General features: G+C 60.9%; 23 protein-coding genes. 10 read left to right on the forward strand and 13 right to left on the reverse strand.

The window, feature by feature from the left end; genetic code table 11:
* Window positions 1-4: 4 nt before the first annotated feature.
* Window positions 5-934, reverse strand: coding sequence for an alpha/beta hydrolase (locus NPS46_RS13145; RefSeq protein ID WP_274107779.1), 930 nt, complete (start codon window positions 932-934; stop codon window positions 5-7).
* 110 nt (window positions 935-1,044) lie between these two features.
* On the opposite strand from NPS46_RS13145, the gene NPS46_RS13150 reads away from it, so the two are divergent.
* The 3 genes from NPS46_RS13150 to NPS46_RS13160 all read left to right on the forward strand — a co-directional run bounded on the left by NPS46_RS13150 (window position 1,045) and on the right by NPS46_RS13160 (window position 4,559).
* Window positions 1,045-1,626, forward strand: a complete 582-nt coding sequence (locus NPS46_RS13150; RefSeq protein ID WP_274107781.1) for a DUF6436 domain-containing protein — start codon at window positions 1,045-1,047, stop codon at window positions 1,624-1,626.
* A gap of 157 nt (window positions 1,627-1,783) precedes the next feature.
* On the forward strand, window positions 1,784-4,174 hold the full coding sequence (locus NPS46_RS13155) for a penicillin acylase family protein (protein WP_274107783.1): 2,391 nt from the start codon (window positions 1,784-1,786) through the stop codon (window positions 4,172-4,174).
* Window positions 4,175-4,328: 154 nt separating this feature from the next.
* Window positions 4,329-4,559 (forward strand): hypothetical protein, encoded by a 231-nt coding sequence (locus tag NPS46_RS13160; protein ID WP_425312733.1) that lies wholly within the window; start codon window positions 4,329-4,331, stop codon window positions 4,557-4,559.
* A gap of 54 nt (window positions 4,560-4,613) precedes the next feature.
* Here NPS46_RS13160 and NPS46_RS13165 read toward each other — a convergent pair whose 3' ends face one another.
* From NPS46_RS13165 to NPS46_RS13200, 8 genes are all read right to left on the reverse strand, one after another.
* Window positions 4,614-5,492 (reverse strand): ABC transporter permease subunit, encoded by an 879-nt coding sequence (locus tag NPS46_RS13165; RefSeq protein ID WP_274107785.1) that lies wholly within the window; start codon window positions 5,490-5,492, stop codon window positions 4,614-4,616.
* Complete coding sequence (locus tag NPS46_RS13170) at window positions 5,489-6,409, reverse strand: ABC transporter permease subunit (RefSeq protein ID WP_274107787.1); 921 nt, start codon at window positions 6,407-6,409, stop codon at window positions 5,489-5,491. Before NPS46_RS13170 ends, NPS46_RS13165 begins: the two co-directional genes overlap by 4 nt.
* Window positions 6,406-7,548, reverse strand: a complete 1,143-nt coding sequence (locus NPS46_RS13175; RefSeq protein ID WP_274107789.1) for an ABC transporter ATP-binding protein — start codon at window positions 7,546-7,548, stop codon at window positions 6,406-6,408. Before NPS46_RS13175 ends, NPS46_RS13170 begins: the two co-directional genes overlap by 4 nt.
* 69 nt (window positions 7,549-7,617) lie before the next feature.
* The gene (locus NPS46_RS13180; protein ID WP_274107791.1) at window positions 7,618-8,712 is read right to left on the reverse strand and encodes a polyamine ABC transporter substrate-binding protein; all 1,095 of its coding nucleotides are present in this window, start codon (window positions 8,710-8,712) and stop codon (window positions 7,618-7,620) included.
* A 247-nt stretch (window positions 8,713-8,959) separates the two neighbouring features.
* Complete coding sequence (locus NPS46_RS13185; protein WP_274108077.1) at window positions 8,960-10,057, reverse strand: polyamine ABC transporter substrate-binding protein; 1,098 nt, start codon at window positions 10,055-10,057, stop codon at window positions 8,960-8,962.
* Window positions 10,058-10,244: 187 nt separating this feature from the next.
* Complete coding sequence (locus NPS46_RS13190; protein ID WP_274107793.1) at window positions 10,245-11,609, reverse strand: aspartate aminotransferase family protein; 1,365 nt, start codon at window positions 11,607-11,609, stop codon at window positions 10,245-10,247.
* 55 nt (window positions 11,610-11,664) lie between these two features.
* Window positions 11,665-13,023: a glutamine synthetase family protein gene (locus NPS46_RS13195; RefSeq protein ID WP_274107795.1), complete on the reverse strand. Its 1,359-nt coding sequence runs from the start codon at window positions 13,021-13,023 to the stop codon at window positions 11,665-11,667.
* 31 nt (window positions 13,024-13,054) lie between these two features.
* Window positions 13,055-13,840 carry a gamma-glutamyl-gamma-aminobutyrate hydrolase family protein gene (locus tag NPS46_RS13200; protein WP_274107797.1) on the reverse strand — a complete coding sequence of 262 codons (786 nt, stop codon included), beginning with the start codon at window positions 13,838-13,840 and terminating at the stop codon, window positions 13,055-13,057.
* Between the two features lie 278 nt (window positions 13,841-14,118).
* Between NPS46_RS13200 and NPS46_RS13205 the strand changes: the two genes are divergently transcribed.
* Complete coding sequence (locus tag NPS46_RS13205) at window positions 14,119-15,495, forward strand: glutamine synthetase family protein (RefSeq protein ID WP_019410790.1); 1,377 nt, start codon at window positions 14,119-14,121, stop codon at window positions 15,493-15,495.
* Window positions 15,496-15,610: 115 nt separating this feature from the next.
* Complete coding sequence (locus NPS46_RS13210) at window positions 15,611-16,249, forward strand: TetR/AcrR family transcriptional regulator (protein ID WP_274107800.1); 639 nt, start codon at window positions 15,611-15,613, stop codon at window positions 16,247-16,249.
* A gap of 49 nt (window positions 16,250-16,298) precedes the next feature.
* On the opposite strand, the gene tauD is transcribed toward NPS46_RS13210, so the two are convergent.
* The 4 genes from tauD to tauA form a co-directional block, all read right to left on the reverse strand.
* On the reverse strand, window positions 16,299-17,132 hold the full coding sequence (gene tauD / locus NPS46_RS13215) for a taurine dioxygenase (RefSeq protein ID WP_274107802.1): 834 nt from the start codon (window positions 17,130-17,132) through the stop codon (window positions 16,299-16,301).
* Between the two features lie 64 nt (window positions 17,133-17,196).
* Window positions 17,197-18,036 (reverse strand): taurine ABC transporter permease TauC, encoded by an 840-nt coding sequence (tauC, locus tag NPS46_RS13220; protein ID WP_274107804.1) that lies wholly within the window; start codon window positions 18,034-18,036, stop codon window positions 17,197-17,199.
* Entirely contained in the window at window positions 18,033-18,827 is a 795-nt protein-coding gene (tauB, locus tag NPS46_RS13225; protein ID WP_274107806.1) for a taurine ABC transporter ATP-binding subunit, read from the reverse strand. The genes tauC and tauB overlap by 4 nt, the downstream gene beginning before the upstream one ends.
* A 23-nt stretch (window positions 18,828-18,850) precedes the next feature.
* A complete protein-coding gene (tauA, locus tag NPS46_RS13230) occupies window positions 18,851-19,828 on the reverse strand; it encodes a taurine ABC transporter substrate-binding protein (protein WP_274107808.1) in 978 nt (325 codons plus the stop codon).
* Window positions 19,829-20,551: 723 nt separating this feature from the next.
* Between tauA and NPS46_RS13235 the strand changes: the two genes are divergently transcribed.
* From NPS46_RS13235 to ssuD, 5 genes are all read left to right on the forward strand, one after another.
* Window positions 20,552-21,904, forward strand: coding sequence for an OprD family porin (locus NPS46_RS13235; RefSeq protein WP_274107810.1), 1,353 nt, complete (start codon window positions 20,552-20,554; stop codon window positions 21,902-21,904).
* 280 nt (window positions 21,905-22,184) lie between these two features.
* Entirely contained in the window at window positions 22,185-22,823 is a 639-nt protein-coding gene (locus tag NPS46_RS13240) for a peroxiredoxin (protein WP_274107812.1), read from the forward strand.
* A gap of 249 nt (window positions 22,824-23,072) precedes the next feature.
* Entirely contained in the window at window positions 23,073-23,666 is a 594-nt protein-coding gene (ssuE, locus tag NPS46_RS13245) for an NADPH-dependent FMN reductase (RefSeq protein WP_274107814.1), read from the forward strand.
* A gap of 91 nt (window positions 23,667-23,757) precedes the next feature.
* Complete coding sequence (locus tag NPS46_RS13250; RefSeq protein WP_274107816.1) at window positions 23,758-24,738, forward strand: sulfonate ABC transporter substrate-binding protein; 981 nt, start codon at window positions 23,758-23,760, stop codon at window positions 24,736-24,738.
* A 31-nt stretch (window positions 24,739-24,769) separates the two neighbouring features.
* On the forward strand, window positions 24,770-25,918 hold the full coding sequence (ssuD, locus tag NPS46_RS13255) for an FMNH2-dependent alkanesulfonate monooxygenase (protein WP_274107818.1): 1,149 nt from the start codon (window positions 24,770-24,772) through the stop codon (window positions 25,916-25,918).

Consider the following 25,918-nt stretch of genomic DNA (forward strand, 5'->3'; position numbering starts at 1 on the left):
CGCCTCACGACTCGGCGAGAGCGCGGGTCAGGAAGTCGAAGTAGCGCTCGCGCAAGGCTGGGATTTCATTGGCCAGATGATGCCGCGCCTCGGGCAGCAACAGCACTTGGGTCTCGGCGAACTTGCCCTGTAGCACCTGCAGGTTGTGCCGCCAGTCCACCGTCATATCCGCCTCGCCCTGGACAACCAGCGGACGCCGCTCGCTGCTTCCCGCCGCCTCGATGCGCGTGATCCAGTGTGCCAGCGCCCCGACCCAGGCCGTGGGCAGGCGTTGGGGCTGGAGCGGGTCGGCCAGTAGAAACGGCAGGAAGGCCGGATCGTTAGTGTTCTCGCTAAACCGGCGGGCAATCCCGCTGGCAAACGGGCGAACCAGGTAATAACTGAGCTTCGACCAGCCCCAGGCCCGTGGCCGGACCAACGGCGACAGCAGGATGGTCTGGCCCTGGGCCGGACTCTGCGCACCGTGGTTAAGCAGATGGTCGATGACAATCGCCCCACCGGTGCTCTGCCCGCACAAATGCCAGGGCTGCGGCAGATCCAGGCTGGTGGCTTCGGCAAACAGGCCCTGGAGCATCGCCTGGTACTCGGCGAAATCGCCAATGCTCGCCCGCGCACCACTGGACAGCCCATGCCCCGGCAGATCGCAGGCAATCACCACAAAACCGCGGTGCAGCGCCCACTCGATCACATGCCGATACAGGCCCATATGGTCGTAAAAGCCGTGCAACAGAAACAACGTCGCCACCGGCTTGGCCGGCCACCAGACCTGACTGACCAGCGTGTAGCCGGCCGCCTGGAAACACCCCAGACGCGAGGGGGCCAGGTCCAGGCCGTAGAAACGCTGGTACGCCTGCGCTTCGGCCGACAACGGCTGGGCCGCGGCCAGCGGTCGCAGGGTCGGGCGCAGTGAATCGGCGGCAAAGGCTTCAGGCATAAGGGTTTCCAGGCAACGGCGGATCAAAGGCGAACAAACATCACAGGGCTGCGATATTCATCTGTCGGCGCGGGCATGGCAAGCTACGCGCCCCTTGAGGACCCATCACCATGTTTCAGTCCTACCACCGCACCCTATTGAGCGGCCTGCTGGCCGTCATCTGCGCCATCGGCCTGTGGCAGGCCTATGACTGGTTCCAGGGCCGCTATATACGCGCGTTCAGCGACCAGACCGCGCTGTTCGCCGGCGATAGCCTGCAACTGCCCGCCCACCTGGCGGGCCCCGGCGCTATCCGCCTGGTGCATTTCTGGGACCCGGCGTGCCCGTGCAATGTCGGCAATCAGCAACACCTGGCCGAGCTGATCGAGCACTTTGCCCCTCAGGGCGTCGAGTTCTATGCCGTGCAAAAAACCGGCACCCATGGCCAACTACCCGCCACCCTGGGCGCCATCAAGCCGTTGGCCACCCTGCCCGGCGCCGAGCACCTGAGTGTCAGCCCGGCGGTGGCGATCTGGGACCGCCAGGGCCGGCTGGCTTACTTCGGCCCTTACAGCCAGGGGGCGACCTGCAACTCGAGTAACAGTTTTATCGAGCCGATCCTGCAGGCATTGAGTGAAAATCGTCCGGTCAATGCCACCCACACGATGGCCGTAGGTTGTTACTGCGCCTGGCAAAACACTGAACAACACTAAGGCAATTCGGACTTCCTGCGGATCTCACTCCCGGTGACGATTCCGGTCTGCGCGGGCCTGTGCTACACATTGGGTCGGGCCTCGCAGGTCGGGCCTCAGAGGCCCGATCTGCGAGGCCCGACCCATTGGACATCATCACCAGAACAAGGAGTCCTGTATGAAACGCCGCCTGAGCGTACTCGCCCTGCTGATCGCCGGCACCCTGGCCGTCGGGGGCTACGGGTACGTGCAGAGCAAGCAGCCGACCCGCCAGGGCCAGGTCACCCTCCCCAACCTGCAGGGTCCGGTCACCGTACGCTACGACGAACGCGGCGTGCCGCATATTCGCGCCGAAAACGAACTCGACCTTTACCGCGCCCTGGGCTACGTACAGGCCCAGGACCGGCTGTTCCAGATGGAAATCCTGCGGCGCCTGGCTCGCGGTGAATTGGCGGAAATTCTCGGGCCCAAGCTGGTCGACAACGACAAACTGTTCCGCAGCCTGCGCATCCGCGAGCGCGCCGATCAGTACCTGGCCAGCCTGGACCGCCAGTCACCGGCCTGGAAAGGCCTGCAGGCCTATCTGGACGGGATCAACCAGTATCAGGCGCAACATGCCAGCCCCATCGAGTTCGATGTCCTCGGCATCCCCAAGCGCCCGTTTACCGCCGAAGACACCTTCAGTGTCGCCGGCTACATGGCCTACAGCTTTGCCGCAGCCTTTCGTACCGAACCTTTGCTCACCTACGTGCGCGATCAATTGGGCAACGACTACCTGAAGGTCTTCGATATCGACTGGCATCCCCAGGGCGTACTGGCCACCGCGCCCGCGCTGACGACCGCTGATTGGCGCGGCCTGGGCGCCCTGGCCAAAGCCAGCGAAGCCGCGTTGGAGCACGCCGGGCTGCCGCAATTCGAGGGCAGCAATGCCTGGGCCGTGGCAGGTACACGCACCCAAAGCGGCAAGCCGCTGCTGGCCGGCGACCCGCATATTCGCTTCTCTACACCGGCGGTCTGGTACGAGGCCCACCTGTCCGCGCCAGGCTTCGAACTCTACGGCTACCACCAGGCACTCAACCCCTATGCATCACTGGGCAACAACCGTGATTTCGGCTGGAGCCTGACCATGTTCCAGAACGACGACCTCGACCTGATCGCCGAGAAGACCAACCCGGACCACCCCAATCAGGTCTGGTATCGCGACCAATGGGTCGAGATGAGCCACAGCCAGGAACAGATTGCGGTCAAGGGTGAGGCTGCAGTGACGCTGGACCTGCGCCGTTCGCCCCATGGCCCGATCGTTAATGACGCTCTGGGCAAGGCCGCCGGGCCCACCCCGATCGCCATGTGGTGGGGTTTTCTGGAGTCAGCCAATCCGATCCTCGAGGGTTTCTACGCCCTCAACCGCGCCGACACCCTGGCCAAGGTGCGCAGCGCGGCCGCGCAAATCCAGGCCCCGGGGTTGAATCTGGTCTGGGCCAATGCCAGTGGCGATATCGGCTGGTGGGCCGCCGCACAACTACCCAAACGGCCAGTCGGCGTCAACCCGGCGTTTATTCTCGACGGTGCCAGTGCCCAGGCCGATAAAGACGGTTTCTACCCGTTCAGTGCCAACCCCCAGGAAGAAAACCCGGCGCGCGGCTATATCGTCTCGGCCAATTTCCAGCCCCTGTCCCCCACAGGCATGGCGATCCCCGGCTACTACAACCTGGCCGACCGCGGCCAGCAACTGGACCGCCAACTCAGCGCACCGGGTGTGAAGTGGAATCTGGAGAACAGCCAGCCGCTGCAACTGGGCACGGCCACCGCCTATGGCCCGCGCCTGCTCAAGCCGCTGCTGCCGGTATTGCGCGAAGTGGTCAGCGATCCGGGCGAGCTCAAGCTGGTGGAACAACTCGCCACCTGGGCCGGCGACTATCCATTGCCATCGACCAGCGCCACCCTGTTCAACCAGTTGCTCTTCGACCTGGCCGATACCGCGATGCGCGACGAGTTGGGCGACGACCTGTTCGACACCCTGCTTTCGACCCGAGTGATCGATGCCGCGCTACCGCGCCTGGCCGAGTCGGTCGACTCGCCCTGGTGGGACAACCGCACCACCGAGGCCCGGGAAAGCCGCGCCGACACCGTAAAACTGGCCTGGCAGCGCAGCCTCGCCCATCTCAAGAGCCTTTACGGTAACGACCCGGCGCAATGGCGCTGGGGCCAGGCCCATACCCTGACCCACGAGCACCCGCTGGGCCGGCAGAAGCCCCTGGACCGGCTGTTCAATGTCGGCCCGTTCGCCGCACCCGGCAGCCACGAAGTGCCCAACAACCTGTCGGCCAGGATCGGCCCGGCTCCGTGGCCCGTCACCTACGGCCCCTCGACACGCCGGCTGATCGATTTCGCCGACCCGACCCATGGCCTGACCATCAACCCGGTCGGCCAGAGCGGCGTGCTGTTCGACAAACACTATGGCGACCAGGCCGAAACCTATATCGAGGGCGGCTACGAGCAGACGCATCTGGACGAAGAGGAAGTGAAGGCCAATACCCGCAGCCTGCTCAAACTGCTGCCACGACTTTGACCGCTGCGGCAGTGGCGCCGATCAGCCTGTTGAAATCGATGGCACCAAGGCGGCCTATCGCCCGTCGGACGACGGCAAGGAGCCGGTAGGGCTGGCAATTGCCCCAGCACTGCACCCGGCCGAGGCTCTGGTGACGACCAGGATCGCAAGGGACGTGGACTACTACACGGCCTTTCCCGGCGCCCAGCGCAAAGCGGTGGTGCATGCGCAGCCACGGCGAGAAGGATTCAAGGAGTGCTTTATCTGCGCATTTACCGACGGCTTGCGCCACCGCCCGCAGACCACGTTCGGCGCGGTGAAGGCCAACGTGCTCAAGGACCCGATGGCGAGCGTTACGCCGATCAACGTCGTCGACGTGATCTGCTGCTCGCCCTGGGCCCGGTAAAACCGGGAAGCCCTTGCAGGAGCGAGCGTGCTCGCTCCTGCATTCGGGATGGACTCAGGCCGATGCGCGACGCGGATCGGGTTGTTTCCACGAGTCCGCGGCGCTTTCCTCGATGGCCTGCTGGATGGCTTTCTTGCGACGCTCTTCGGCCTGGCGGCTAAAGTACCAGACCAGGAACGTCACCAGGGACACCACCAGCAGAATCAGGCTGGCCACGGCGTTGATCTCGGGCTTGACCCCCAGGCGTACCGCCGAGAACACTTCCATCGGCAGGGTCGTCGAGCCCGGCCCGGACACAAAGCTGGCCAGTACCAGGTCATCCAGCGACAGCGCAAAGGACATCATGCCCCCCGCGGCCAGCGACGGCGCGATCATCGGGATGGTGATCAGGAAGAACACCTTCCACGGCTTGGCACCCAGGTCCATGGCCGCTTCTTCGATGGACAGGTCCAGCTCGCGCAGACGGGCCGAGACCACTACCGCCACATAGGCCGCGCAGAACGTCGTGTGCGCGATCCAGATGGTGACCAGGCCGCGTTCCTGCGGCCAGCCGATCATCTGCGCCATGGCGACAAACAGCAGCAGCAGCGACAGACCGGTAATCACTTCCGGCATCACCAGCGGCGCCGTGACCAGGCCGCCAAACAGCGTACGGCCCTTGAAGTGGGTGATACGGGTCAGCACAAAGGCCGCCAGGGTGCCCAGCGCTACCGCCGCAATGGCGGTATAGCAGGCGATCTCCAGGGAACGCATCACCGAACCCATCAGTTGGCTGTTGTCCAGCAGGCCGACGTACCACTTGATCGACCAGCCGCCCCACACCGTCACCAGCTTGGAGGCGTTGAACGAGTAGATCACCAGGATCAACATCGGCAGATAGATGAACAGCAGCCCTACCACCAACATGAAACTCGAAAAACTGAAGCGCTTCATGCTTTGCCCTCCAGCTCTTTGGCCTGGCTACGGTTGAACAGGATAATCGGCACGATCAGGATCGCCAGCATCACCACCGCCAGTGCGGACGCCACCGGCCAGTCGCGGTTGTTGAAGAACTCTTGCCACAGCACCTTACCGATCATCAGCGTTTCCGGACCGCCCAGCAGCTCGGGAATCACGAACTCGCCCACCACCGGGATAAACACCAGCATGCAGCCGGCGATAATGCCGTTCTTGGACAGCGGCACGGTGATTTTCCAGAAGCTGTTGAACGTGCTCGAACCCAGGTCCGAAGCGGCTTCCAGCAGGCTGGTATCGTGCTTCACCAGGTTGGCGTAGAGCGGCAGGATCATGAATGGCAGGTACGAATAGACCACGCCGATATAGACCGCCAGGTTGGTATTGAGGATCTGCAGCGGCTCGTTGATCAGTCCCATGGACATCAGGAAGCCGTTGAGCAGCCCGTTGTTGCTGAGGATACCCATCCAGGCATACACGCGGATCAGGATCGCGGTCCAGGTCGGCATCATGATCAGCAGCACCAGGACGGTCTGCATTTCCTTGCGCGCCTTGGCAATGGCATAGGCCATCGGATAGCCGATCAACAGGCACAGGAGCGTGCTGAAGAACGCCATCTTCAACGAGCCGAGGTAGGCGGCGATATACAGCTCGTCGCCGGCCAGCATCGAATAGTTGCCCAGGTTGAGCAGCACCTGGATTTTCTCGTCGACGTAGCTATAGATCTCGGTGTACGGCGGAATCGCGACGTCCGCTTCAGCGAAGCTGATCTTCAGCACGATGAAGAACGGCAGCATGAAGAACAGGAACAGCCAGAGGAAAGGGATCCCGATGACCACATGACGGCCACCGGGCGTTATTCGTTGCAGCCGGCGTTTGAGTTTTCGCATGTTCATGAGCGCAGTACCACGCCGCTGTCGTCTTCCCACCAGACAAAGACCTGGTCATCCCAGGTCGGTCGCTGCCCCTGGCGCTCGGCGTTGGCGACAAACGACTGCACCAGCTTGCCGCACGGCAGCTCGACGTAGAACACCGAGTGGCCGCCCAGGTAGGCGATGTCATGCACCTTGCCGCGCGACCAGTTGTACTGGTACTCGGGCTGGGTGGTGGTGATCAGCAGCTTCTCGGGACGGATCGCATAGGTAATGCGCTTGTCCTGGACCGCCGTGGTCACGCCGTGGCCCACGTAGATATTGCGCTCCAGCTCCGGGCTGGTAATCAGCGCATGGCCTTCGGCGTCGTCCACCACTTCGCCTTCGAAGATGTTGACGTTGCCGATGAATTCGCAGACCAGGCGGCTGGTCGGCGTCTCGTAGATGTCGATCGGACTGCCGATCTGGGCGATCCAGCCCAAGTGCATGATCGCGATACGCTGGGCCATGGTCATGGCCTCTTCCTGATCGTGGGTCACCATGACGCAGGTCACACCCACGCGTTCGATGATCTCGACCAGTTCAAGCTGCATCTGTGAACGCAGTTTCTTGTCCAGTGCGCCCATGGGTTCGTCGAGCAGCAGCAGCTTCGGACGCTTAGCCAGGGAGCGGGCCAGGGCCACACGCTGGCGCTGGCCACCGGACAGTTGGTGCGGCTTGCGCTTGGCGTACTGGCTCATCTGCACCAGCTTGAGCATCTCGGCCACGCGGGCGTCGACCTCGGCCTTGGGAATCTTGTCTTGCTGCAGGCCGAAGGCGATGTTCTGCGCCACGGTCATGTGGGGGAACAGCGCGTAGGACTGGAACATCATATTGATCGGCCGCTCGTAGGGCGGCATATCGGTGATATCGACGCCATCGAGGAAAATCCGCCCTTCGCTTGGCCGCTCGAAACCGGCGAGCATGCGCAACAGGGTGGACTTGCCCGAGCCCGAACCACCGAGCAGGGCGAAGATCTCGCCCTTGTTGATTTCCAGGGACACATCGTCCACGGCAATCGTCTCATCGAACTTTTTTGTGACCCGATCGATCTTGACCAGCACCTGTTTAGGTGACCGATCGCCCTCGAGGGCTTTTTTGTAGGCGCCGGAGGCAACTGCCATTTACGAAACTCCCAACAGAATTTAGCAGCCCGGCCCTTTCGGCCAGGCTTCGGATAGTTTGACCCAGGGCTATTTGCCCGACTTGACCTTGGTCCAGCTGCGGGTCATCAAACGTTGTATTTTCGGTGGTAACTCTGAGTTGACGTAAAGCTTGTCCACTACCGCTTGCGGCGGGTAAACCGCCTCGTCGGTACGCACTGACGGGTCCATCAGTTCCCCAGCCTTGGGGTTCGGGTTGGCGTAGCCGACGTAATCGCTGACCTGGGCAATGGCCTCGGGTTGCAGCAAATAGTTGATAAAGGCGTGGGCTTCCTTGACGTTGCCGGCGTCCTTGGGAATCGCCAGCATGTCGAACCAGAGGTTGCCGCCTTCCTTGGGAATCACGTAGGCGATATTCACGCCCTTGCCGGCTTCGGCGGCGCGCGCCTTGGCCTGGAAGACATCGCCGGAGAAACCGGCGGCGACGCAGATCTCGCCATTGGCCAGATCGGAAATGTACTTGGAAGAGTTGAAGTAGGTCACATAAGGACGGACCGCCAGCAACTTGGCTTCGGCCTTCTTGTAGTCTTCAGGGTTCTGACTGTTGGGGTCCAGGCCCAAGTAGTTGAGCACTGCCGGTAGCATCTCGTCAGCGGAATCGAGGAAGGCCACGCCACAGCTCGACAGCTTCTTGATGTTTTCCGGTTCGAACAGCATCGCCCAGGAGTCGATCTTGTCGACGCCCAGCGCCGCCTTGACCTTCTCGACGTTATAGCCGATGCCGTTGGTGCCCCAGAGGTAAGGCACGGCGTACTGATTGCCCGGATCGTTTTTTTCCAGACGCTTGAGCAGTTCAGGGTCAAGGTTGGAATAGTGGGTCAGCAGCGCCTTGTCGAGCTTCTGGAACGCCCCCGCCTTGATCTGCTTGCCCAGGAAATGGTTCGACGGCACGACCACGTCGTAACCGGTCCGACCGGCCAGCAGCTTGCCTTCCAGGGTTTCATTGGAATCGAAGACGTCGTAGATCGGCTTGATGCCGGTGGCCTTCTCAAAGTCGACCAGGGTGGTCTGACCGATATAGTCCGACCAGTTATAAATGTGCACGGTAGGTGCTGCCTGCACGCTGATTGCGAGCGTCAGGCCTGCTCCCGCGAACAGGGCCTTGCGAAACAAAGAAGTAGACACGTGGAGGTCCTCTAAATAATTGGGCCCGAGTTGCCCGTGTCCCGCGGCAGTGACCTGCCCGACGACAAAACCGGCGCGCAACTTACCCTCGATAAACCGATCCAGCAAAACTTTCTAATAAAAAGTTGCCCTGTAGCCGCCGCCGCAGGCTGCGATAGGGCTCCAAGAGCCCTCCTGCGGTACCGAACACACGGGCCCCAAAGGCCCGACCGCCGTCTCGCAACGGCGGCTACAGAAGCGATCCGGCTTACTTACCAGATTTGATCTTGGTCCAGCTGCGCGTCAGGATCCGCTGGGTCGCGGCCGGCAAGTCGGCAATCGCGTAGAGCTTGGCCTGCACATCCTCAGGCGGGTAGATGCCCGGGTCGCTGGTGATTTCCTTGTCCACCAGCGGGGTCGCCGCGGCGTTACCGTTCGGGAAGCGTACGGCGTCGGTGATTTCAGCCATGATTTCCGGCTTCATCAGGAAGGTCATGAACTTGTAGGCGCCGTCGACGTTTTCAGCATCCTTGGGGATGGCGACCATGTCGTAGAAGCTGCCTGCACCTTCTTTAGGAATGTTGTAGCTGACCTTGACCTTGTCACCGGCTTCAGCGGCACGGGCCTTGGCCTGGTAGATATCACCCGAGTAACCGACGGCTACGCAGATATTGCCGTTGGCCAGGTCGGAGATGTACTTGGAGGAGTGGAAGTAGCCAATCGATGGACGGATCTTCAGGAACAGCGCCTCGGCCTCGGCCAGTTGCTTCTTGTCCTGGCTGTCGGTCGGGTAGCCCAGGTAATGAAGCGCGACCGGGATCATCTCGGTCGGCGAATCGAGGAAGCTGATACCGCAGGACTTCAGCTTGGCCGCATTTTCCGGCTTGAACAGCAGGTCCCACGAGTTGGTCGGCGCGTCAGGGCCGAAGGCCGCCTTGACCTTCTCGGCGTTGAAGCCGATGCCGATCGAGCCCCACATGTAGGGGAATGCGTGCTTGTTACCCGGGTCGCTGACCGAAACGGCCTTGAGCAGCGACTCATTCAGGTTCTTGTAGTTAGGCAGCTTGGACTTGTCCAGCTCCTGATAAACGCCAGCCTTGATCTGTTTGGCCAGGAAGTTGTTCGACGGCACGACGATGTCGTAGCCGGACTTGCCCGCCAGCAGCTTGGCTTCGAGGGTTTCGTTGCTGTCGAAGACGTCATAGACGACCTTGATCCCCGATTCCGCTTCGAATTTCTTGATGGTGTCCGGGGCGATGTAGTCGGACCAGTTATAGACGTGCAGGACTTTGTCATCAGCCTGGGCCGCGCTCGCCATCGCGCCCATCAGCGACATGGCGAGGAGGGTCTTGCCAGCGAACTTCATACCTAATGCCTTCATGCGTAATGCTCCAATTATTCTTCTTAACCACCTTGTTCAGCGGCCGGTTACCGGGCAACCAAAACGGTGGGTAGTCTGGCAAGTTCCGAGGCTGGCTTTCAAGGAAAGTCAGTCCTTTCTGATCTCGCTGTACGAAAGTGCCAATTTGGCACTTCCGTCCAGAGCCTAGCACTTAGCTTTGTAGCGCACTCAACGTCAGATCCAGACACTTACGTGCCTTGGCAACCAGCTCATCGATCTCCGCCGGGCTGATGACCAGCGGCGGCGCGATGATCATGGTGTCGCCTACGGCGCGCATGATCAGCCCATTGTCGAAGCAGAACTGCCGGCAGATCATGCCAACGCCCTTGCCCTCGTAACGTGCACGGGTTGCCTTGTCCTTGACCAACTCGATGGCACCCAGCAGACCCACACCGCGAACTTCACCCACCAGCGGGTGATCGTTCAGTTCCCGTAGACGCTTTTGCAAATACGGTGCCGCTTCGTTATGGACGCGCTCGATAATTTTTTCGTCGCGCATGATGCGGATGTTTTCCAGGGCCACGGCGGCGGCCACCGGATGCCCGGAATACGTGAAACCGTGGTTGAAATCGCCGCCTTCATTCAAGACCGCGACCACTTCATCGCGCACGATCAGGCCACCCATGGGGATGTAGCCCGAGGTCAGGCCCTTGGCGATGGTCATCATGTCCGGCTTGAGGTCGTAGAAATCGCTACCGAACCACTCACCGGTACGCCCGAAGCCACAGATCACTTCGTCGGCGACGAACAAGATGTCGTACTTGGCAAGGATCTCCTTGATGCGCGGCCAGTAGCTGTCCGGCGGCACGATCACGCCACCGGCGCCCTGGATCGGCTCGGCAATAAAGGCACCGACATTGTCCACGCCGATTTCGAGGATCTTTTCTTCAAGCTGGTTGGCCGCCCAGACACCGAACTCTTCGGGGCTCATGTCGCCACCTTCGCCAAACCAGTAAGGCTGGGCGATGTGAACGATACCCGGAATCGGCAGGTCGCCCTGTTCGTGCATATAAGTCATGCCGCCCAGGCTCGCACCGGCCACGGTGGAGCCGTGGTAGCCGTTCTTGCGGCTGATGATGACTTTCTTGTTGGGCTGACCCTTGATCGCCCAGTAATGGCGAACCATACGCAACATGGTGTCGTTGCCTTCGGAACCGGAACCGGTGAAGAACACGTGGTTCATGCCGGCCGGGGCGATATCGGCAATCGCCTTGGACAGTTCGAGCACCGGCGGGTGAGCGGTCTGGAAGAACAGGTTGTAATAAGGCAATTCGCGCATTTGCTGGCTGGCGGCTTCGGCCAGCTCGTCGCGGCCATAGCCGATGGCGACACACCACAGGCCCGCCATGCCGTCGAGGATCTTGTTGCCTTCACTGTCCCAGAGGTAGACGCCCTTGGCAGTGGTGATAATGCGTGGGCCTTTTTCTTTCAGTTGCTTGAAGTCACTGAACGGCGCCAGGTGATGGTCATTGCTCAAGGCTTGCCATTCACGGGTTTGCGGATTGTTGCTGGTCATGCGGATCTCCTTGCTAAGTGGCGACGCGGCGGCTGCAACCGCCGCGTCCGGCGTATCAGACAGCGAACAGTAGGAATTCCCGTTCCCACGAGCTGATAACGCGCTTGAAGTTTTCATGCTCGGCGCGCTTGACCGCGACGTAACCGCTAATGAATTTCTTGCCCAGGTACTTCTCGATGGTGGCGCTGTTTTCCATACGCTCCAACGCATCCTCAATGGTCAGTGGCAGGCGCAGGTTGCGGCGCTCGTAGCCACGGCCCACCACCGGTGCGCTCGGATTGATGCCCTCGACCATGCCGATAAAGCCGCACAGCAGGCTTGCGGCAATCGCCAGGTAAGGGTTGGCATCGGCACCCGGCAGGCGGTTTTCGACACGACGGTTCTGCGGGCCGGCATCCGGTACACGCAGGCCCACCGTGCGATTTTCTTCGCCCCATTCCACGTTGACCGGCGCCGAGGTATCGGGCAGGAAGCGGCGGAACGAGTTGACGTTGGGGGCGAACAGCGGCAGCAGCTCGGGGATAAACTTCTGCAGGCCGCCAATATGATTGAGGAACAGCTGGCTCATGGTCCCGTCTTCATTGGAGAAGACATTCTTGCCGGTCTCGATATCGATGATGCTCTGGTGCAGGTGCATGGCACTGCCCGGCTCACCCGTCATGGGCTTGGCCATGAAAGTGGCGGCCACATCGTGCTTGAGCGCGGCTTCACGCATGGTCCGCTTGAACACCAGGATCTGGTCGGCCAGGGACAGGGCGTCGCCGTGACGGAAGTTGATTTCCATCTGCGCCGTGCCGTCTTCATGGATCAGCGTGTCGAGGTCCAGCTCCTGCAGTTCGCACCAGTCATAGACGTCTTCGAACAGTGGATCGAATTCGTTGGCCGCTTCAATAGAGAAGGACTGGCGACCGGTTTCCGGACGGCCGGAACGCCCGATCGGCGGTTGCAGCGGGAAGTCCGGGTCTTCGCAGCGTTTGGTCAGATAGAACTCCATCTCCGGCGCGACGATCGGCTGCCAGCCCTTGTCGGCGTACAGCTTCAGGACTTTCTTGAGCACGTTGCGCGGCGACAGCTCGATGGGGTTGCCCTGCTTGTCGTAGGTGTCGTGGATCACCTGGGCCGTTGGCTCGATGGCCCAGGGCACCAGAAACACGGCGTTCTGGTCGGGACGACAGATCATGTCGATATCGGCCGGGTCCAGGAGTTCGTAATAGATGTCGTCTTCGACATAGTCGCCGGTGACCGTCTGCAGCAGGACGCTTTCGGGCAGGCGCATGCCTTTTTCGGCAATAAATTTGTTGGTCGGCGAGATCTTGCCCCGGGTGATACCGGTCAGGTCGCCAATCATGCATTCGACTTCTGTGATCTTGTGGTCTTTCAACCAATCGGTGAGCTGGTCGAGGTTGTTACTCATAAATGCCTCTGGGCTGAGTTTTCCGACTTATCTATATAAGTCGGGCGTTGCTTGACGCATCCGCGTCGCGTTGGGCGGCCCGCTTGCGGCAGGCCTCACCAAATGCCTGGAATACTGCCAGGTAATGAGGGTTGGACTGTACCTGCCATTCGGGGTGCCACTGCACACCCAAAGCAAAAGTCTTGCCTTGTGTAACCGAGAGCCCCTCGATCAAACCGTCAGGTGCTACCGCCTCGACACGCAGGCCCGGCGCCAGCCGGTCGATACCCTGGGCATGAATCGAGTTGACCTGGATCTGCTCCGGCAGGCCCAACCCGGCCAGCACGCCGCCCGGCATGATCTGCACGGCGTGGGCCGGCCCGTACTGGACCTCCAGCGGCTGGCTATCGTCCTCACGATGATCCATAAAGGTTCCAACCTCGTGAACCTTTTGATGCAGGCTGCCGCCGAAGGCCACATTCATCTCCTGGAAGCCGCGGCAAATGCCGAGCACCGGCACGCCCGCCGCAATGGCAGCGCGTAGCAGGGGAAGGGTGGTGGCATCGCGTGCAGAATCATGAGCAGTGCCCGGCGCGCTGGCCGGTCCGCCATACAAATGCGGTTCTACGTTGGAAGGGGAGCCGGTAAAAAGAAGACCGTCCAGACCGTCAAGAATATCGAGCGGATCCAGCAATGGAGCCAGTGACGGAATGATCAATGGCAAGCCCTTGGCAGCGACGGCCACTGCACGGACATACTTGTCGCCACTGATGTGATAAGCATGCAGGCCGATCTGCTTGGAGCAGGCGGTGACGCCGATTAACGGCAGGCGAGACATGAAGCACCCCGGTATTATTGCTGTTATGGGTTTGAATCGAGCTTAGCCTTGTTCATTTTTTTCCACAACACCCCCGTAAAAAATACAACACGGCCCGCTCAAGCCCGCGAGAACCAGACCCGAACGGACGGAAAAACCGCGCCAATTTGCCGCAAAAATGCCATCGCGGCGCTTTTTTAGGGCAAAAAAGCCCTCGCTTGACTTCGGCAGGCCGTTCGGGTTGACTGAAACCCGAAGAGTTCAATGATTGATATTTTTAACAACAAAGGTGTTGCATCATGTCGGTACCCCCGCGTGCCGTTCAGCTTAACGAAGCGAACGCGTTCCTTAAGGAACATCCTGAGGTTCTGTACGTTGACCTTCTGATTGCGGATATGAATGGTGTGGTGCGCGGCAAGCGCATTGAACGCACCAGCCTCCACAAGGTTTACGAGAAAGGCATCAACCTGCCAGCCTCACTTTTTGCCCTGGATATCAATGGCTCGACGGTGGAAAGCACCGGCCTGGGTCTGGATATCGGTGATGCAGACCGAATCTGTTATCCAATCCCCGACACCCTGTGCAATGAACCCTGGCAAAAGCGCCCCACCGCGCAACTGCTGATGACCATGCACGAACTAGAAGGCGAACCTTTCTTCGCCGACCCCCGCGAAGTTTTGCGACAAGTCGTAACCAAGTTCGACGATCTCGGCCTGACCATCTGCGCCGCCTTCGAACTGGAGTTCTACCTGATCGACCAGGAGAACGTGAACGGTCGCCCTCAACCACCGCGCTCACCAATTTCCGGAAAACGCCCGCACTCGACACAGGTCTACCTGATCGACGACCTCGACGAATATGTCGACTGCCTCCAGGACATTCTGGAAGGTGCCAAGGAACAAGGCATCCCGGCTGACGCCATCGTCAAGGAAAGTGCCCCGGCGCAGTTCGAAGTGAACCTGCACCACGTGGCCGACCCTATCAAGGCCTGCGACTATGCAGTCCTGCTCAAGCGCCTGATCAAGAACATCGCCTACGACCATGAAATGGATACCACCTTCATGGCCAAGCCTTACCCGGGCCAGGCGGGCAACGGTCTGCATGTCCATATCTCGATTCTCGACAAAGAAGGCAAGAACATCTTTGCCAGCGAGGATCCCGAGCAGAACGCCGCACTGCGTCACGCGATCGGCGGTGTGCTCGAGACCCTACCAGCGCAGATGGCGTTCCTTTGCCCGAACGTCAACTCGTACCGGCGTTTCGGCGCGCAGTTCTACGTACCGAACTCGCCGTGCTGGGGCCTGGACAACCGGACCGTGGCAATTCGCGTCCCAACCGGTTCCTCCGATGCCGTGCGCATCGAACACCGGGTCGCCGGGGCCGATGCCAACCCGTACCTGCTGATGGCTTCGGTCCTGGCGGGCGTGCACCATGGCCTGACCAACAAGATCGAGCCAGGCGCTCCGGTCGAAGGCAACTCCTACGAGCAGAACGAACAGAGCCTGCCGAACAACTTGCGCGATGCCCTGCGCGAGCTCGACGACAGCGAAGTCATGGCCAAGTACATCGATCCGAAATACATCGATATCTTTGTCGCCTGTAAGGAAAGTGAGCTGGAAGAGTTCGAACACTCCATCTCCGACCTCGAATACAACTGGTACCTGCATACCGTGTAAAGCGGTTGTCGACCGACCAAAAACGCCGCCGGCCTCAAGCCGGCGGCGTTTTTTTTTGCAACGGCACCCGGCGCTAGGTCGCGTACAATGCCGGCTGCCTTTTCAGGAGACGGCCATGTCGCGCCCCGCCCCCATTCGCAAACCCCGTGCACGCAGCCAGGCCAGGATCGACTCCATCCTTGATGCGGCCCGCACGCTGCTTGCCGCCGAAGGCGTGGCCAGTCTATCGATCTACAGTGTGGCCGAGCGGGCGCAGATCCCGCCGTCGTCGGTCTATCATTTTTTCGCCAGTGTCCCGGCGCTGCTGGAAGCCTTGACCAGCGACGTGCACGCGGCCTTTCGCGCCTGCCTGCAGGCGCCGATCGACCATGGACAGTTGAGGGGCTGGCAGGATCTCTCGCGCCTGGTGGAACAACGCATGCTGCAGATCTATGGCGAAGATGCCGCTGCCCGCCAGTTGATCCTGGCCCAGCACGGCCTGACCGAAGTCACCCAGGCCGACCGTCAGCACGACATTGAGCTGGGCGACCTGATGCACAAGCTGTTTATCCGTCATTTCGAATTGCCGGTGCTGCCCGCTGATGTCGATGTCTTTGCCCTGGCCATGGAGCTGGGTGATCGCGTCTACGCCCGCTCCGTGCAGTTGCACGACCAGATCACGCCACGCATGGCCGAAGAAGGCATGCGGGTTTTCGATGCCTACCTGGGGCTGTATCTGCCCCCTTATCTGCCAAAACGCGAACGACCTCTCTAGCGCCTAAAAAGACCGCGAGCACGCCCACGCCAGCAGGCCTGGGCGGCCGTTAGAACGGCGCATCCCCGAGGATCGTCGCCCGATGCATCACCCGCCGCTGCGGCCGGTAATCATCGACCGCGTAATGCTGGGTCACGCGGTTATCCCAAAACGCCACGTCGTCCTGCTGCCAGCGCCAGCGAATGGTGTATTCAGGACGCGTCGCGTGGTTGAACAGCAGCCGCAGAATCGTCTCGCTCTCGCTTTCCGACAGTTCGTTGATCCGCGTGGTAAAGCCTTCATTGACGAACAACGCCTTGCGCCCACTGACCGGGTGCGTGCGGACCACCGGGTGGGACAGCGGCGGGTTGGCCTTGCGCGTCTGTTCCCAGCGCGCCAGGTCTTCGGCAGTGCTGCCAAAACGCTCGACGGGAAATGACCGGGTGAAATCATGGCGCGCCGTCAGACCGTCGAGCAACACCTGCAACGGCTTGGAGAGCCCTTCGAAGGCCGCGATGCCACTGGCCCACAATGTATCGCCGCCAAAGGCCGGCAGTTGCTTGGCGCTGAGTACCGAACCCAGGGCTGGCGTGGCCAAAAAGGTCACATCGGTATGCCAGATCGCGTTGTCGCGGACATCGGTCACGGCCGTATCGAGTACCAGCACCTCGGGCTGCTCCGGTACATTCGGGAAGATCGGATGGATATGCAGATCGCCGAAGTTGGCCGCGAACCGTGCCTGAGCCTGAGGCGTCAGCGGCTGCTCACGAAAGAACAGCACCTGATGCTCAAGCAGGGCCTGTTCGACTTGGTCGCGCTGGGGACGGGTGAGGGACTGGTTCAGGTCGATCCCCTCGACCTGCGCGCCAAGGGCGCTGCTCAGGGGGGTGATGATCAGGCTCATGCTTTTTATCCACTGGGGCGCCGAATCGTCGGCGTGGTCAATTAGATTGGGTTCAATGCTTCGGTCAGTGACTCTGGCCGTGCCAGGGCACCAGCTTGCGTTGCAGAGCACGCAGGCCCATTTCCATGGCAAAGGCGATCAGGGCAATCACCAGGATCCCCAGCAGCACTACATCGGTAACCAGAAACTGCGCCGCCGACTGGACCATAAAGCCCAAGCCACTGGTGGCCGCGATCAGCTCGGCTGCCACCAGGGTCGACCAGCCCACACCCAGGCCGATGCGCAATCCGGTCAGGATCTCCGGCAAGGCACTGGGCAGGATCACATGGCGAATCAATTGGGCCCGGCTGGCGCCCAGCGACTGCGCGGCACGGATTTTCGCCGGGTCAACGGTTCGCACGCCGGTGGCCGTCGCGATGGCAATGGGGGCGAAAATCGCCAGGTAGATCAGCAGGACTTTCGACAACTCGCCAATTCCGCACCAGATCACGATCAGCGGCAGATAGGCCAATGGCGGGATCGGCCGGTAGAACTCGATCAACGGATCGAGGATGCCGCGGGCAATGCGGTTGCAGCCGATGGCGATACCCACCGGCACCGCAGTCAACACGGCAAAGCCCAATGCCAGGCCAATTCGCCCCAGGCTCGCGCCAAGGTGCTGCCAAAGCGTGGCGTCCATGTAGCCCTGGGTTACCAGTAGCCAGCCCTTGGCCAGGACCGCCGACGGCGGCGGCAGGAACAGCGGCTCGATCAGTTGCGTCGCAGTCACCGCCCACCACAGGGCAAGTAATGTCATCAGGGTCAGCACGCTGATCCAGCGCGTGCTCAACGCGCGACGCTGCGCCGCCTTGGGCGCGGTGGCCGACGTGGTCGCCGATGCGGCCGGCAAAGGAAAACTGCTCATGCGGACTCCTGCCGTGCTGCACTGCTACGTTGGGAAAAGACCCGCGCCAGCACATGCTCGCGAGTTTCAATAAACTGCGGATCGGACTTGATCGCCCGAGCCGATTCGCCCGCGCTGTAGCGCCGACCGAAATCCAGTTGCAGATGCTCCACCACCCGCCCCGGCGTCGGTGCTAGCAACACCAGATCGGTGGCCAGGAACACCGCCTCTTCAATATCGTGGGTAATCAAAAATACCGGCTTGGCCGTGCGCCGCCACACCTGCAGCAGCAACTCCTGCATCTGCTCGCGGGTAAACGCATCCAGGGCGCCAAAGGGCTCATCCATCAACAGCACTCGCGGATCGGCGGCCAGTGCACGGGCCAAGCCAACACGCTGTTTCTGGCCACCGGATAATTGCCAGATCCGACGGCTGTCAAAGCCTGCCAGATCGACCAGGGCCAACATCTCCTGCGCGCGGATCTCGCGCTGCTGACGCCCGACACCGGCCAACTCCAGACCAAAGGCGACATTGGCCAGCACGTCCTGCCAGGGCAACAGCGCATCGTCCTGGAACACCACGCCACGCTCGGCACTCGGCCCTTTTACCGCGACGCCATCCAGCGTGATGCGCCCCGCACTGGGCTCGACAAACCCGGCAATCAGATTGAGCAGCGAGGTCTTGCCACTGCCCGACGGACCGAGTGCAACCAGCAATTGCTCGGGGCCCAGACTGAGGGAAATATCCGTGAGTACCGGTTCGGCGGCGCCGGGGTACTGTGCGCTGATGCGCTCCAGTTGTAACAAGGCCATGGCCGTGTGCTCCGTAGGCTGAATCAGTTGGCAATAAACTTCGCGCTGACATACGGCGCGTAGTCCGCCAGCACCGCGTCGACTTTGCCCTGGGCCTTGAGGAAGGCTGCGGTATCGGTAATGGCTTGTGTCGTCGGCGCACCCAGCACGCTCACCTGATCGGCTGCCAGCGGGTAGACGTTGCCCTGCAGCAGCAGAGGAATATCTGCCGCCTTGGCCCCGGACAGCTTCACCACCTTGTCGATGTTCGCCTGATTGGCCAACCAGGCCTGGGGCGCCTTGGCGTAGTCGGCGTAGGCATCGAGCGTGACCTTGGCAAATGCCCGGACAATTTCCGGATGCTTGGCCGCAAAATCCTTACGCACGATCCAGGCATCGAACGTGGGCGCACCCAGCTTGCTCAGCTCGCCGGAAGTAATCAGTACCTGACCGTTTTCCTTGGCCACGCCCAGGGCCGGGTCCCAGACATAGGTCGCATCAATATCGCCACGCTTCCAGGCGGCAATAATGGCCGGCGGCGCGAGATTGAGAATCTGCACCTTCGCTGGATCGATATTCCAGTGTTTCAGCGCCGCCAGCAGGCTGTAGTGGCCGGTGGAAACGAACGGTACGGCAACCTTCTTGCCGATCAGGTCCTGAGGCGTCTTGATCCCGGAACCGTCACGGGCCACCAGCGCCTCGGCAGCGCCGATCTGCGTTGCGATCAGGAAGGTTTCCACCGGCACCTTGCGGGTGATGGCGGCGGTCAGCGGGCTGGAGCCGAGGTAGCCGATCTGCACATCGCCCGAAGCAATGGCGGCAATGACATCGGCGCCATTATCGAACTTGCGCCAATCGATCTTGGCCTGGGTGGCCTTTTCATAGGCGCCGTCAGCCTGCGCGACCTTTGCCGGGTCGACAGTCGTCTGGTAGGCGACCGTCAGATCGGCCGCCTGGGTGAAAAAACTGGCCCCGGCCAGGGTCAGGGCCGCCAGCAGGCGGAGTGGGGAAGGCAGATTCATCAGGGAAACTCCTCAACAGGATGGCCGGGGGATCGGCGTGTTGAAGAGACTAAATGATCTAAGAAATACAAAATAAATAACTTATTTGCATTAGCTTATGAGCTTGAGTTGGGCAACCCGACGATCGCGAGCCCGCTCGCGCCTACCCAGGATGCCAGCGGGCCCGACTACTACTTGAGGAGGTACGTTAAGGAGGCCTTGCCTGGCTACGCAACCCCGCAAGCATTGATCTGTGCCGAAACAATAAAAGCCATGACCGGTAAATTACCCGCCAGCGTCAACAGGCAATCACCTTGGGGAACGCGCCTGCGAAACCGAACCGGCCGAAATAGAGAACTCATGATTTGACGACGCAGGAGCCCTTTGGACATGATGCGCCGCTTTCGAAGAACCGTTTGAGCCCCCCATGCTCGAACGCCAAGCGCTCATAGAAGCGCCGAAGCTTTCCCCAGGCTCCCGCCAGTGAGCACTTTCGCTGAGGAAAGGTGATTTTTTACATATTCATTTAAAGTATTAAAACAGAATAAATAATTCTTTTTGGATTTAAGAAAAAAGCCATTACCCTGCGAAAACCTAAATCGCGGCGGTTAGACAAAGGTCGTAGAAACGATTGGTTACGATTGACTTATCGGTCACGGTCTGGCGCTAATCGCGCACCCAAGGCAGTGGAGCGCAGACCCCACGCCCGGCAATACAAAAATTAGAAATGAGAGGAGCGAAACAATGAAGAAGTCCACCTTGGCCCTGGCTGTGGCCGTAGGGGTTTTGACCCAACAAGCAAGTGCTGCCGGTTTTGTCGAAGACAGCAAGGCAAGCATCACCGCACGTAACTTCTATATCAACACCGATAACCGCGACAATCTGGCGGGGTCGACCAACAACAAGCCGTCGAAGCAGGAAGAATGGGGCCAAGGCTTTATCTTCAACTTCACTTCCGGCTACACCGAAGGCACCGTAGGCTTCGGTCTCGACGCCATCGGCCTGCTGGGGATCAAGCTGGACTCCGGTAAAGGTACCGCCTACAACAAGGACAGCGTCGCCAAGGGCGGTACTGTCTTCCCAAGTGATAGCGACGGCCGCGCTGTCGACGACTTCAGCAGCCTGGGCCTGACCGCCAAGGTCAAGGTCTCCAAGACCGAAGCGCGCCTGGGTACCCTGCAGCCAAAGCTGCCGGTCGTGACCACCAACGACGGTCGCCTGCTGCCACAGACCTTTGAAGGTGGCCAAGTCACCTCCAATGAATTCGACAACCTGACCCTGGTGGGCGGTAAGCTCGAACACGCCAAGGGCCGGAACTCGACCAACGATGACTCGCTGACCATTGCCGGCTCCAACGGCAACCCGGCCACCGCGAAAGCCAACCGTCGCAGCAACGCCTTCTACTACGGTGGTGCGGACTACAAGATCAGCAAGGATCTGTTGGCTCAGTACTACTACGGCAATCTGGAAGACTTCTACAAGCAGCACTTCCTGGGCTTGACCCACAGCTGGGATCTGCCAGTCGGTAACCTGAAGTCCGATCTGCGCTACTTCTACAGTGATTCCGATGGCAAGAACGGCAGCCAGGAAGGTCGCATCGCGGGCTACCGTGCCAGCGGCTATCAGAACAATGGCGGCGAAGTGGACAACCGCACCTGGAGTGCGAAATTCACCTACAGCCTCAAAGGCCATGCACTGACCGCCGGCTACCAGCGCGTCAACGGCACCAGCGACTTCCCGTTCCTGAACCAGGGCGACGGTGCCAGCAGCTACCTGATCACCGACGTGCAGATCGGCAAGTTCCAGCGCGCAGGTGAACGCACCTGGCTCGCCGGCTACGGCTATGATTTCGCTGCCATCGGCGTGCCAGGCCTGACCACCTCCGTGCTGTACCTCAAGGGTGACAACGTCAACGCTCCTGGCTCCGATCGCTCCGAGTGGGAACGTGACTTCTCCGTGGGCTATGTCGTTCCGGAAGGCACCTTCAAAGGCCTGGGCCTGGCCTGGAAAAACGCCAGCCTGCGCTCTGATGCCGTCAACCAGCGCGATCAGGATGAAAACCGTCTGATCGTCAGCTACACCCTGCCGCTGTTGTAATAGCGGTCATGACCCCATCCGCCGCAACGGCGGGTGGGTTTTTTATTTCTGACAGAATCTTCATCTTTATCCTGCATATCTCTGCCAATCCCTCCTACAACTCCCCTTGAAATCCCGTCCTAGAATCCTGTGCGTGCTGCCCAACCCCCTGGTGCGACCGATCACTCTTCATATTCAATAAAGCTATAAACAAATCCTTATTTATTCTTTTTAAATAGTCCAGTATCCGGGCAGAGTAAGCCCATTACGCACTTATCGCGCACTCATCAGGAGCCACACCATGAGCATCAGACTCGGCGACATCGCCCCCGATTTCGAGCAGGACTCCAGCGCCGGCAAGATCCGCTTCCACGAGTGGCTCGGTGACAGCTGGGGCATCCTGTTCTCCCACCCCGCCGACTTCACCCCGGTGTGCACCACCGAGCTGGGCTTCACCGCCAAGCTCAAGGATGAGTTCGACAAACGCGGCGTCAAGGCCATTGCCCTGTCCGTCGACCCTGTGGATTCGCACCACAAGTGGATCGAGGACATCAATGAAACCCAGCACGCAATCGTCAACTTCCCGATCCTGGCCGACGCCGACCGCAAGGTCTCGGACCTCTACGACCTGATCCACCCCAATGCCAGCGACACCCTGACCGTGCGCTCGCTGTTCGTGATCGATCCGAACAAAAAGGTCCGCCTGACCATTACCTACCCCGCCAGCACCGGGCGAAACTTCAATGAAATTCTGCGCGTGATCGACTCTCTGCAACTCACCGACAACTACAAGGTGGCCACTCCCGCCAACTGGCAGGACGGTGACGAGGTCGTGATCGTGCCGTCGCTCAAGGACGAAGATGAAATCAAGCGACGCTTCCCCAAGGGCTACCGTGCGGTGAAACCTTACCTGCGCCTGACGCCACAGCCCAACCGTTAACTCAAAGGCCTTGCAGGAGCGAATGTGCTCGCGCCTGCAAGGCCGTATCCACCTCCACAAAGCAGGGGTTTCGGGCCGTTTCGACGGCCTATTTTTTTGCCCGCAAGAAAGCTATTCGCATATTCTATTAAGGAATAAACAAATGAATAAATATGATTTATAGATATATAAATCTACTGATAAGGTCTCCTCCATCACCGCGAGATCGCAGCCCGCGAATCGCTGACACAACGCTTAAGGAATCGTCCCATGCTGGTCGTGACACTCGGAGGAAGCCCCAGCCAGCGATCACGCTCCGGGGTATTGCTGGAACGGGCCAGGCACTGGCTGCAGCAACAAGGCGTGGAAGTGGTGAGCTACCAGGTCCGCGACTTTCCCGCCGAAGACCTGCTCCATGCCCGCTTCGACAGCCCGAAGATCATCGACCTGCTGCAACAGGTTGAACAGGCCGATGGCCTGGTCATCGCCACACCGGTGTACAAGGCCTCCTTTGCCGGTGCCTTGAAAACCGTGCTCGACCTGCTGCCCGAACGCGCCCTGAGCCACAAGGTGGTACTGCCCATGGCCACCGGCGGCAGCATCGCCCACATGCTGGCGGTCGACTACGCGCTCAAGCCGGTGCTGTCGGCGCTCAAGGCCCAGGAGATGCTCCACGGGATCTTTGCCGAAGACAGCCAGATCGCCTACGGCGAAGGCACCGCCCAGGCCCAACTGGTCCCGGTACTCGAACAACGCCTCAACGAAGCGCTGGAACAGTTCTACAGCGCCCTGGCCCGCCGGCCCAAGCCGCTGGACCCAACGCTGCTGAACGAACGCCTGCTCAGTGCTCGCTGGAGCATCTGAGTACCCACTCAACGTTTTCGCTTTACCCACCTTACTCGACCGCTAACGGCCAAGCAGGTGCAACCCGAACCCAAGCAAAAAGGAGAGCGCTATGCGCACTGTCATTTTGCGTCGCGGTCTGGTCGCGCTGTTTGCTGCGGCTGTGTCCTTCGGCGCCATCACCCAAGCCCAGGCCGTCTCGAACCCGCAGAGCACCCTGCGCATCGGCTATCAGAAATACGGCACCCTGGTACTGCTCAAGGCCAAGGGCTCCCTGGAAAAACGCCTGGCCGCCCAGGGCGTGCAGGTGCAATGGACCGAATTCCCCGGCGGTCCGCAGTTGCTCGAAGGGCTGAACGTCGGCTCCGTCGACTTCGGTGTGACCGGCGAAACACCACCGGTGTTTGCCCAGGCCGCCGGCGCCGACCTGCTCTACGTGGCCTATGAACCACCGGCACCGACCAGCGAAGCGATCCTGGTGCCCAAGGACTCGCCGATCAAGTCGGTCCAGGACCTCAAGGGCAAGAAAGTCGTCCTCAACAAGGGCTCCAACGTGCACTACCTGTTGGTGCGCGCTCTGGAAGACGCGGGCCTGAAATACAGCGACATCCAAACCATCTTCCTGCCTCCGGCCGATGCCCGCGCCGCCTTCGAACGCGGTAGCGTCGATGCCTGGGTGATCTGGGACCCCTACCAGGCCGCCGCCGAACAGCAACTGCAAGCCCGCACCCTGCGTGATGGCAGCGGTATCGTCGACAACCACCAGTTCTACCTGGCGACCAAACCTTATACCCAGCAGCACCCCGAGGTGGTCAAGGCACTGATCGAGGAGGTGCGCGCGGTCGGCGAATGGTCCAAGGCCAACCCGCAGGAAGTCACTACCCAAGTGGCCCCGCTGCTCGGCCTGCCGACCGATATCACCCTGACCTCGGTCAAGCGCCAGGGCTACGGCGCGCACTTCCTGACCCCGGAAGTGGTGAGCGCCCAGCAGAAAATCGCCGACACCTTCTACCAGCTCAAGCTGATCCCCAAGCCGTTGAGCATCAAGGACGTGATCTGGACACCGCCGGCTGCTGTGGCCAAAGCCCCGTAATTTCGCGCTGCATTGCTGAGGAGACAACTCCATGAGTCTGAACATTTTCTGGTTTCTACCCACCCACGGCGACGGCCATTACCTTGGCACCGCCGAAGGCGCCCGCGCCGTCGATCACGGTTATCTGCAGCAAGTGGCCCAGGCCGCCGACCGCCTCGGTTTCGGCGGTGTATTGATCCCCACCGGCCGCTCCTGCGAGGACTCCTGGCTGGTCGCCGCCTCGCTGATCCCCGTGACCCAACGCCTGAAGTTCCTGGTTGCCCTGCGTCCCGGGATCATTTCCCCGACCGTGGCGGCACGCCAGGCAGCCACCCTCGATCGTCTCTCCGGCGGCCGGGCCCTGTTCAATCTGGTGACCGGTGGCGACCCCGAGGAACTGGCCGGCGATGGCCTGTTCCTCAACCATGAGGAGCGCTACCAAGCCTCGGTGGAATTCACCCGCATCTGGCGTCGCGTGCTGGAAGGCGAAACCGTCGACTACGACGGCGAACATATCAGCGTCAAAGGCGCCAAGCTGCTCTATCCACCCCTGCAGCAACCGCGCCCGCCCCTGTACTTTGGCGGCTCCTCGGAAGCGGCCCAGGACCTCGCAGCCGAACAGGTCGAGATGGTCCTGACCTGGGGCGAACCACCGGCCGCCGTCGCCGAGAAAATCGAACAGGTACGGGCCAAGGCCGCCAAGCTGGGGCGCACCGTACGTTTCGGCATTCGCCTGCACGTGATCGTCCGCGAAACCACCGCCGAGGCCTGGCAGGCCGCCGAGAAACTGATCTCCCATCTGGACGACGAGACCATCGCCCGGGCCCAGGCTTCGCTATCGCGCTTCGACTCCGTTGGCCAACAGCGCATGGCCGCCCTGCACGGCGGCAGCCGCGCCAACCTGGAAGTCAGCCCCAACCTGTGGGCCGGTGTCGGCCTGGTACGGGGTGGGGCAGGCACCGCGCTGGTCGGCGACGGCCCAACGGTGGCGGCACGGGTCAAGGAGTACGCAGACCTGGGTATCGACACCTTTATCTTCTCCGGTTACCCCCATCTGGAAGAGTCATATCGCGTGGCCGAACTGCTGTTTCCGCACCTGGACGTCGAGCGGCCGGAGTTACCGAAAAACACCGGTTATGTCAGCCCGTTTGGCGAAATGGTGGCCAACGACATTCTGCCCAAAGCCGCCTCCCAGAGCTGA

Source organism: Pseudomonas putida (genome assembly GCF_028682395.1).
Taxonomy (GTDB): domain Bacteria; phylum Pseudomonadota; class Gammaproteobacteria; order Pseudomonadales; family Pseudomonadaceae; genus Aquipseudomonas; species Aquipseudomonas putida_AB.

Bases quoted from the DNA above. Each gene is read 5' to 3' on its own strand.
- NPS46_RS13200 (WP_274107797.1), bottom strand. From the start codon at position 13,840: ATGTCTCGCCTGCCGTTAATCGGCGTCACCGCCTGCTCCAAGCAGATC.
- tauA (WP_274107808.1), bottom strand. From the start codon at position 19,828: ATGAATCTGCCTTCCCCACTCCGCCTGCTGGCGGCCCTGACCCTGGCC.
- NPS46_RS13175 (WP_274107789.1), bottom strand. From the start codon at position 7,548: ATGGCAGTTGCCTCCGGCGCCTACAAAAAAGCCCTCGAGGGCGATCGG.
- NPS46_RS13190 (WP_274107793.1), bottom strand. From the start codon at position 11,609: ATGACCAGCAACAATCCGCAAACCCGTGAATGGCAAGCCTTGAGCAAT.
- NPS46_RS13250 (WP_274107816.1), top strand. From the start codon at position 23,758: ATGCGCACTGTCATTTTGCGTCGCGGTCTGGTCGCGCTGTTTGCTGCG.
- NPS46_RS13170 (WP_274107787.1), bottom strand. From the start codon at position 6,409: ATGAACATGCGAAAACTCAAACGCCGGCTGCAACGAATAACGCCCGGT.
- NPS46_RS13210 (WP_274107800.1), top strand. From the start codon at position 15,611: ATGTCGCGCCCCGCCCCCATTCGCAAACCCCGTGCACGCAGCCAGGCC.
- tauC (WP_274107804.1), bottom strand. From the start codon at position 18,036: ATGAGCAGTTTTCCTTTGCCGGCCGCATCGGCGACCACGTCGGCCACC.
- tauD (WP_274107802.1), bottom strand. From the start codon at position 17,132: ATGAGCCTGATCATCACCCCCCTGAGCAGCGCCCTTGGCGCGCAGGTC.
- NPS46_RS13145 (WP_274107779.1), bottom strand. From the start codon at position 934: ATGCCTGAAGCCTTTGCCGCCGATTCACTGCGCCCGACCCTGCGACCG.
- NPS46_RS13240 (WP_274107812.1), top strand. From the start codon at position 22,185: ATGAGCATCAGACTCGGCGACATCGCCCCCGATTTCGAGCAGGACTCC.
- NPS46_RS13165 (WP_274107785.1), bottom strand. From the start codon at position 5,492: ATGAAGCGCTTCAGTTTTTCGAGTTTCATGTTGGTGGTAGGGCTGCTG.
- ssuD (WP_274107818.1), top strand. From the start codon at position 24,770: ATGAGTCTGAACATTTTCTGGTTTCTACCCACCCACGGCGACGGCCAT.
- tauB (WP_274107806.1), bottom strand. From the start codon at position 18,827: ATGGCCTTGTTACAACTGGAGCGCATCAGCGCACAGTACCCCGGCGCC.
- ssuE (WP_274107814.1), top strand. From the start codon at position 23,073: ATGCTGGTCGTGACACTCGGAGGAAGCCCCAGCCAGCGATCACGCTCC.
- NPS46_RS13235 (WP_274107810.1), top strand. From the start codon at position 20,552: ATGAAGAAGTCCACCTTGGCCCTGGCTGTGGCCGTAGGGGTTTTGACC.
- NPS46_RS13195 (WP_274107795.1), bottom strand. From the start codon at position 13,023: ATGAGTAACAACCTCGACCAGCTCACCGATTGGTTGAAAGACCACAAG.
- NPS46_RS13150 (WP_274107781.1), top strand. From the start codon at position 1,045: ATGTTTCAGTCCTACCACCGCACCCTATTGAGCGGCCTGCTGGCCGTC.
- NPS46_RS13185 (WP_274108077.1), bottom strand. From the start codon at position 10,057: ATGAAGTTCGCTGGCAAGACCCTCCTCGCCATGTCGCTGATGGGCGCG.
- NPS46_RS13205 (WP_019410790.1), top strand. From the start codon at position 14,119: ATGTCGGTACCCCCGCGTGCCGTTCAGCTTAACGAAGCGAACGCGTTC.
- NPS46_RS13155 (WP_274107783.1), top strand. From the start codon at position 1,784: ATGAAACGCCGCCTGAGCGTACTCGCCCTGCTGATCGCCGGCACCCTG.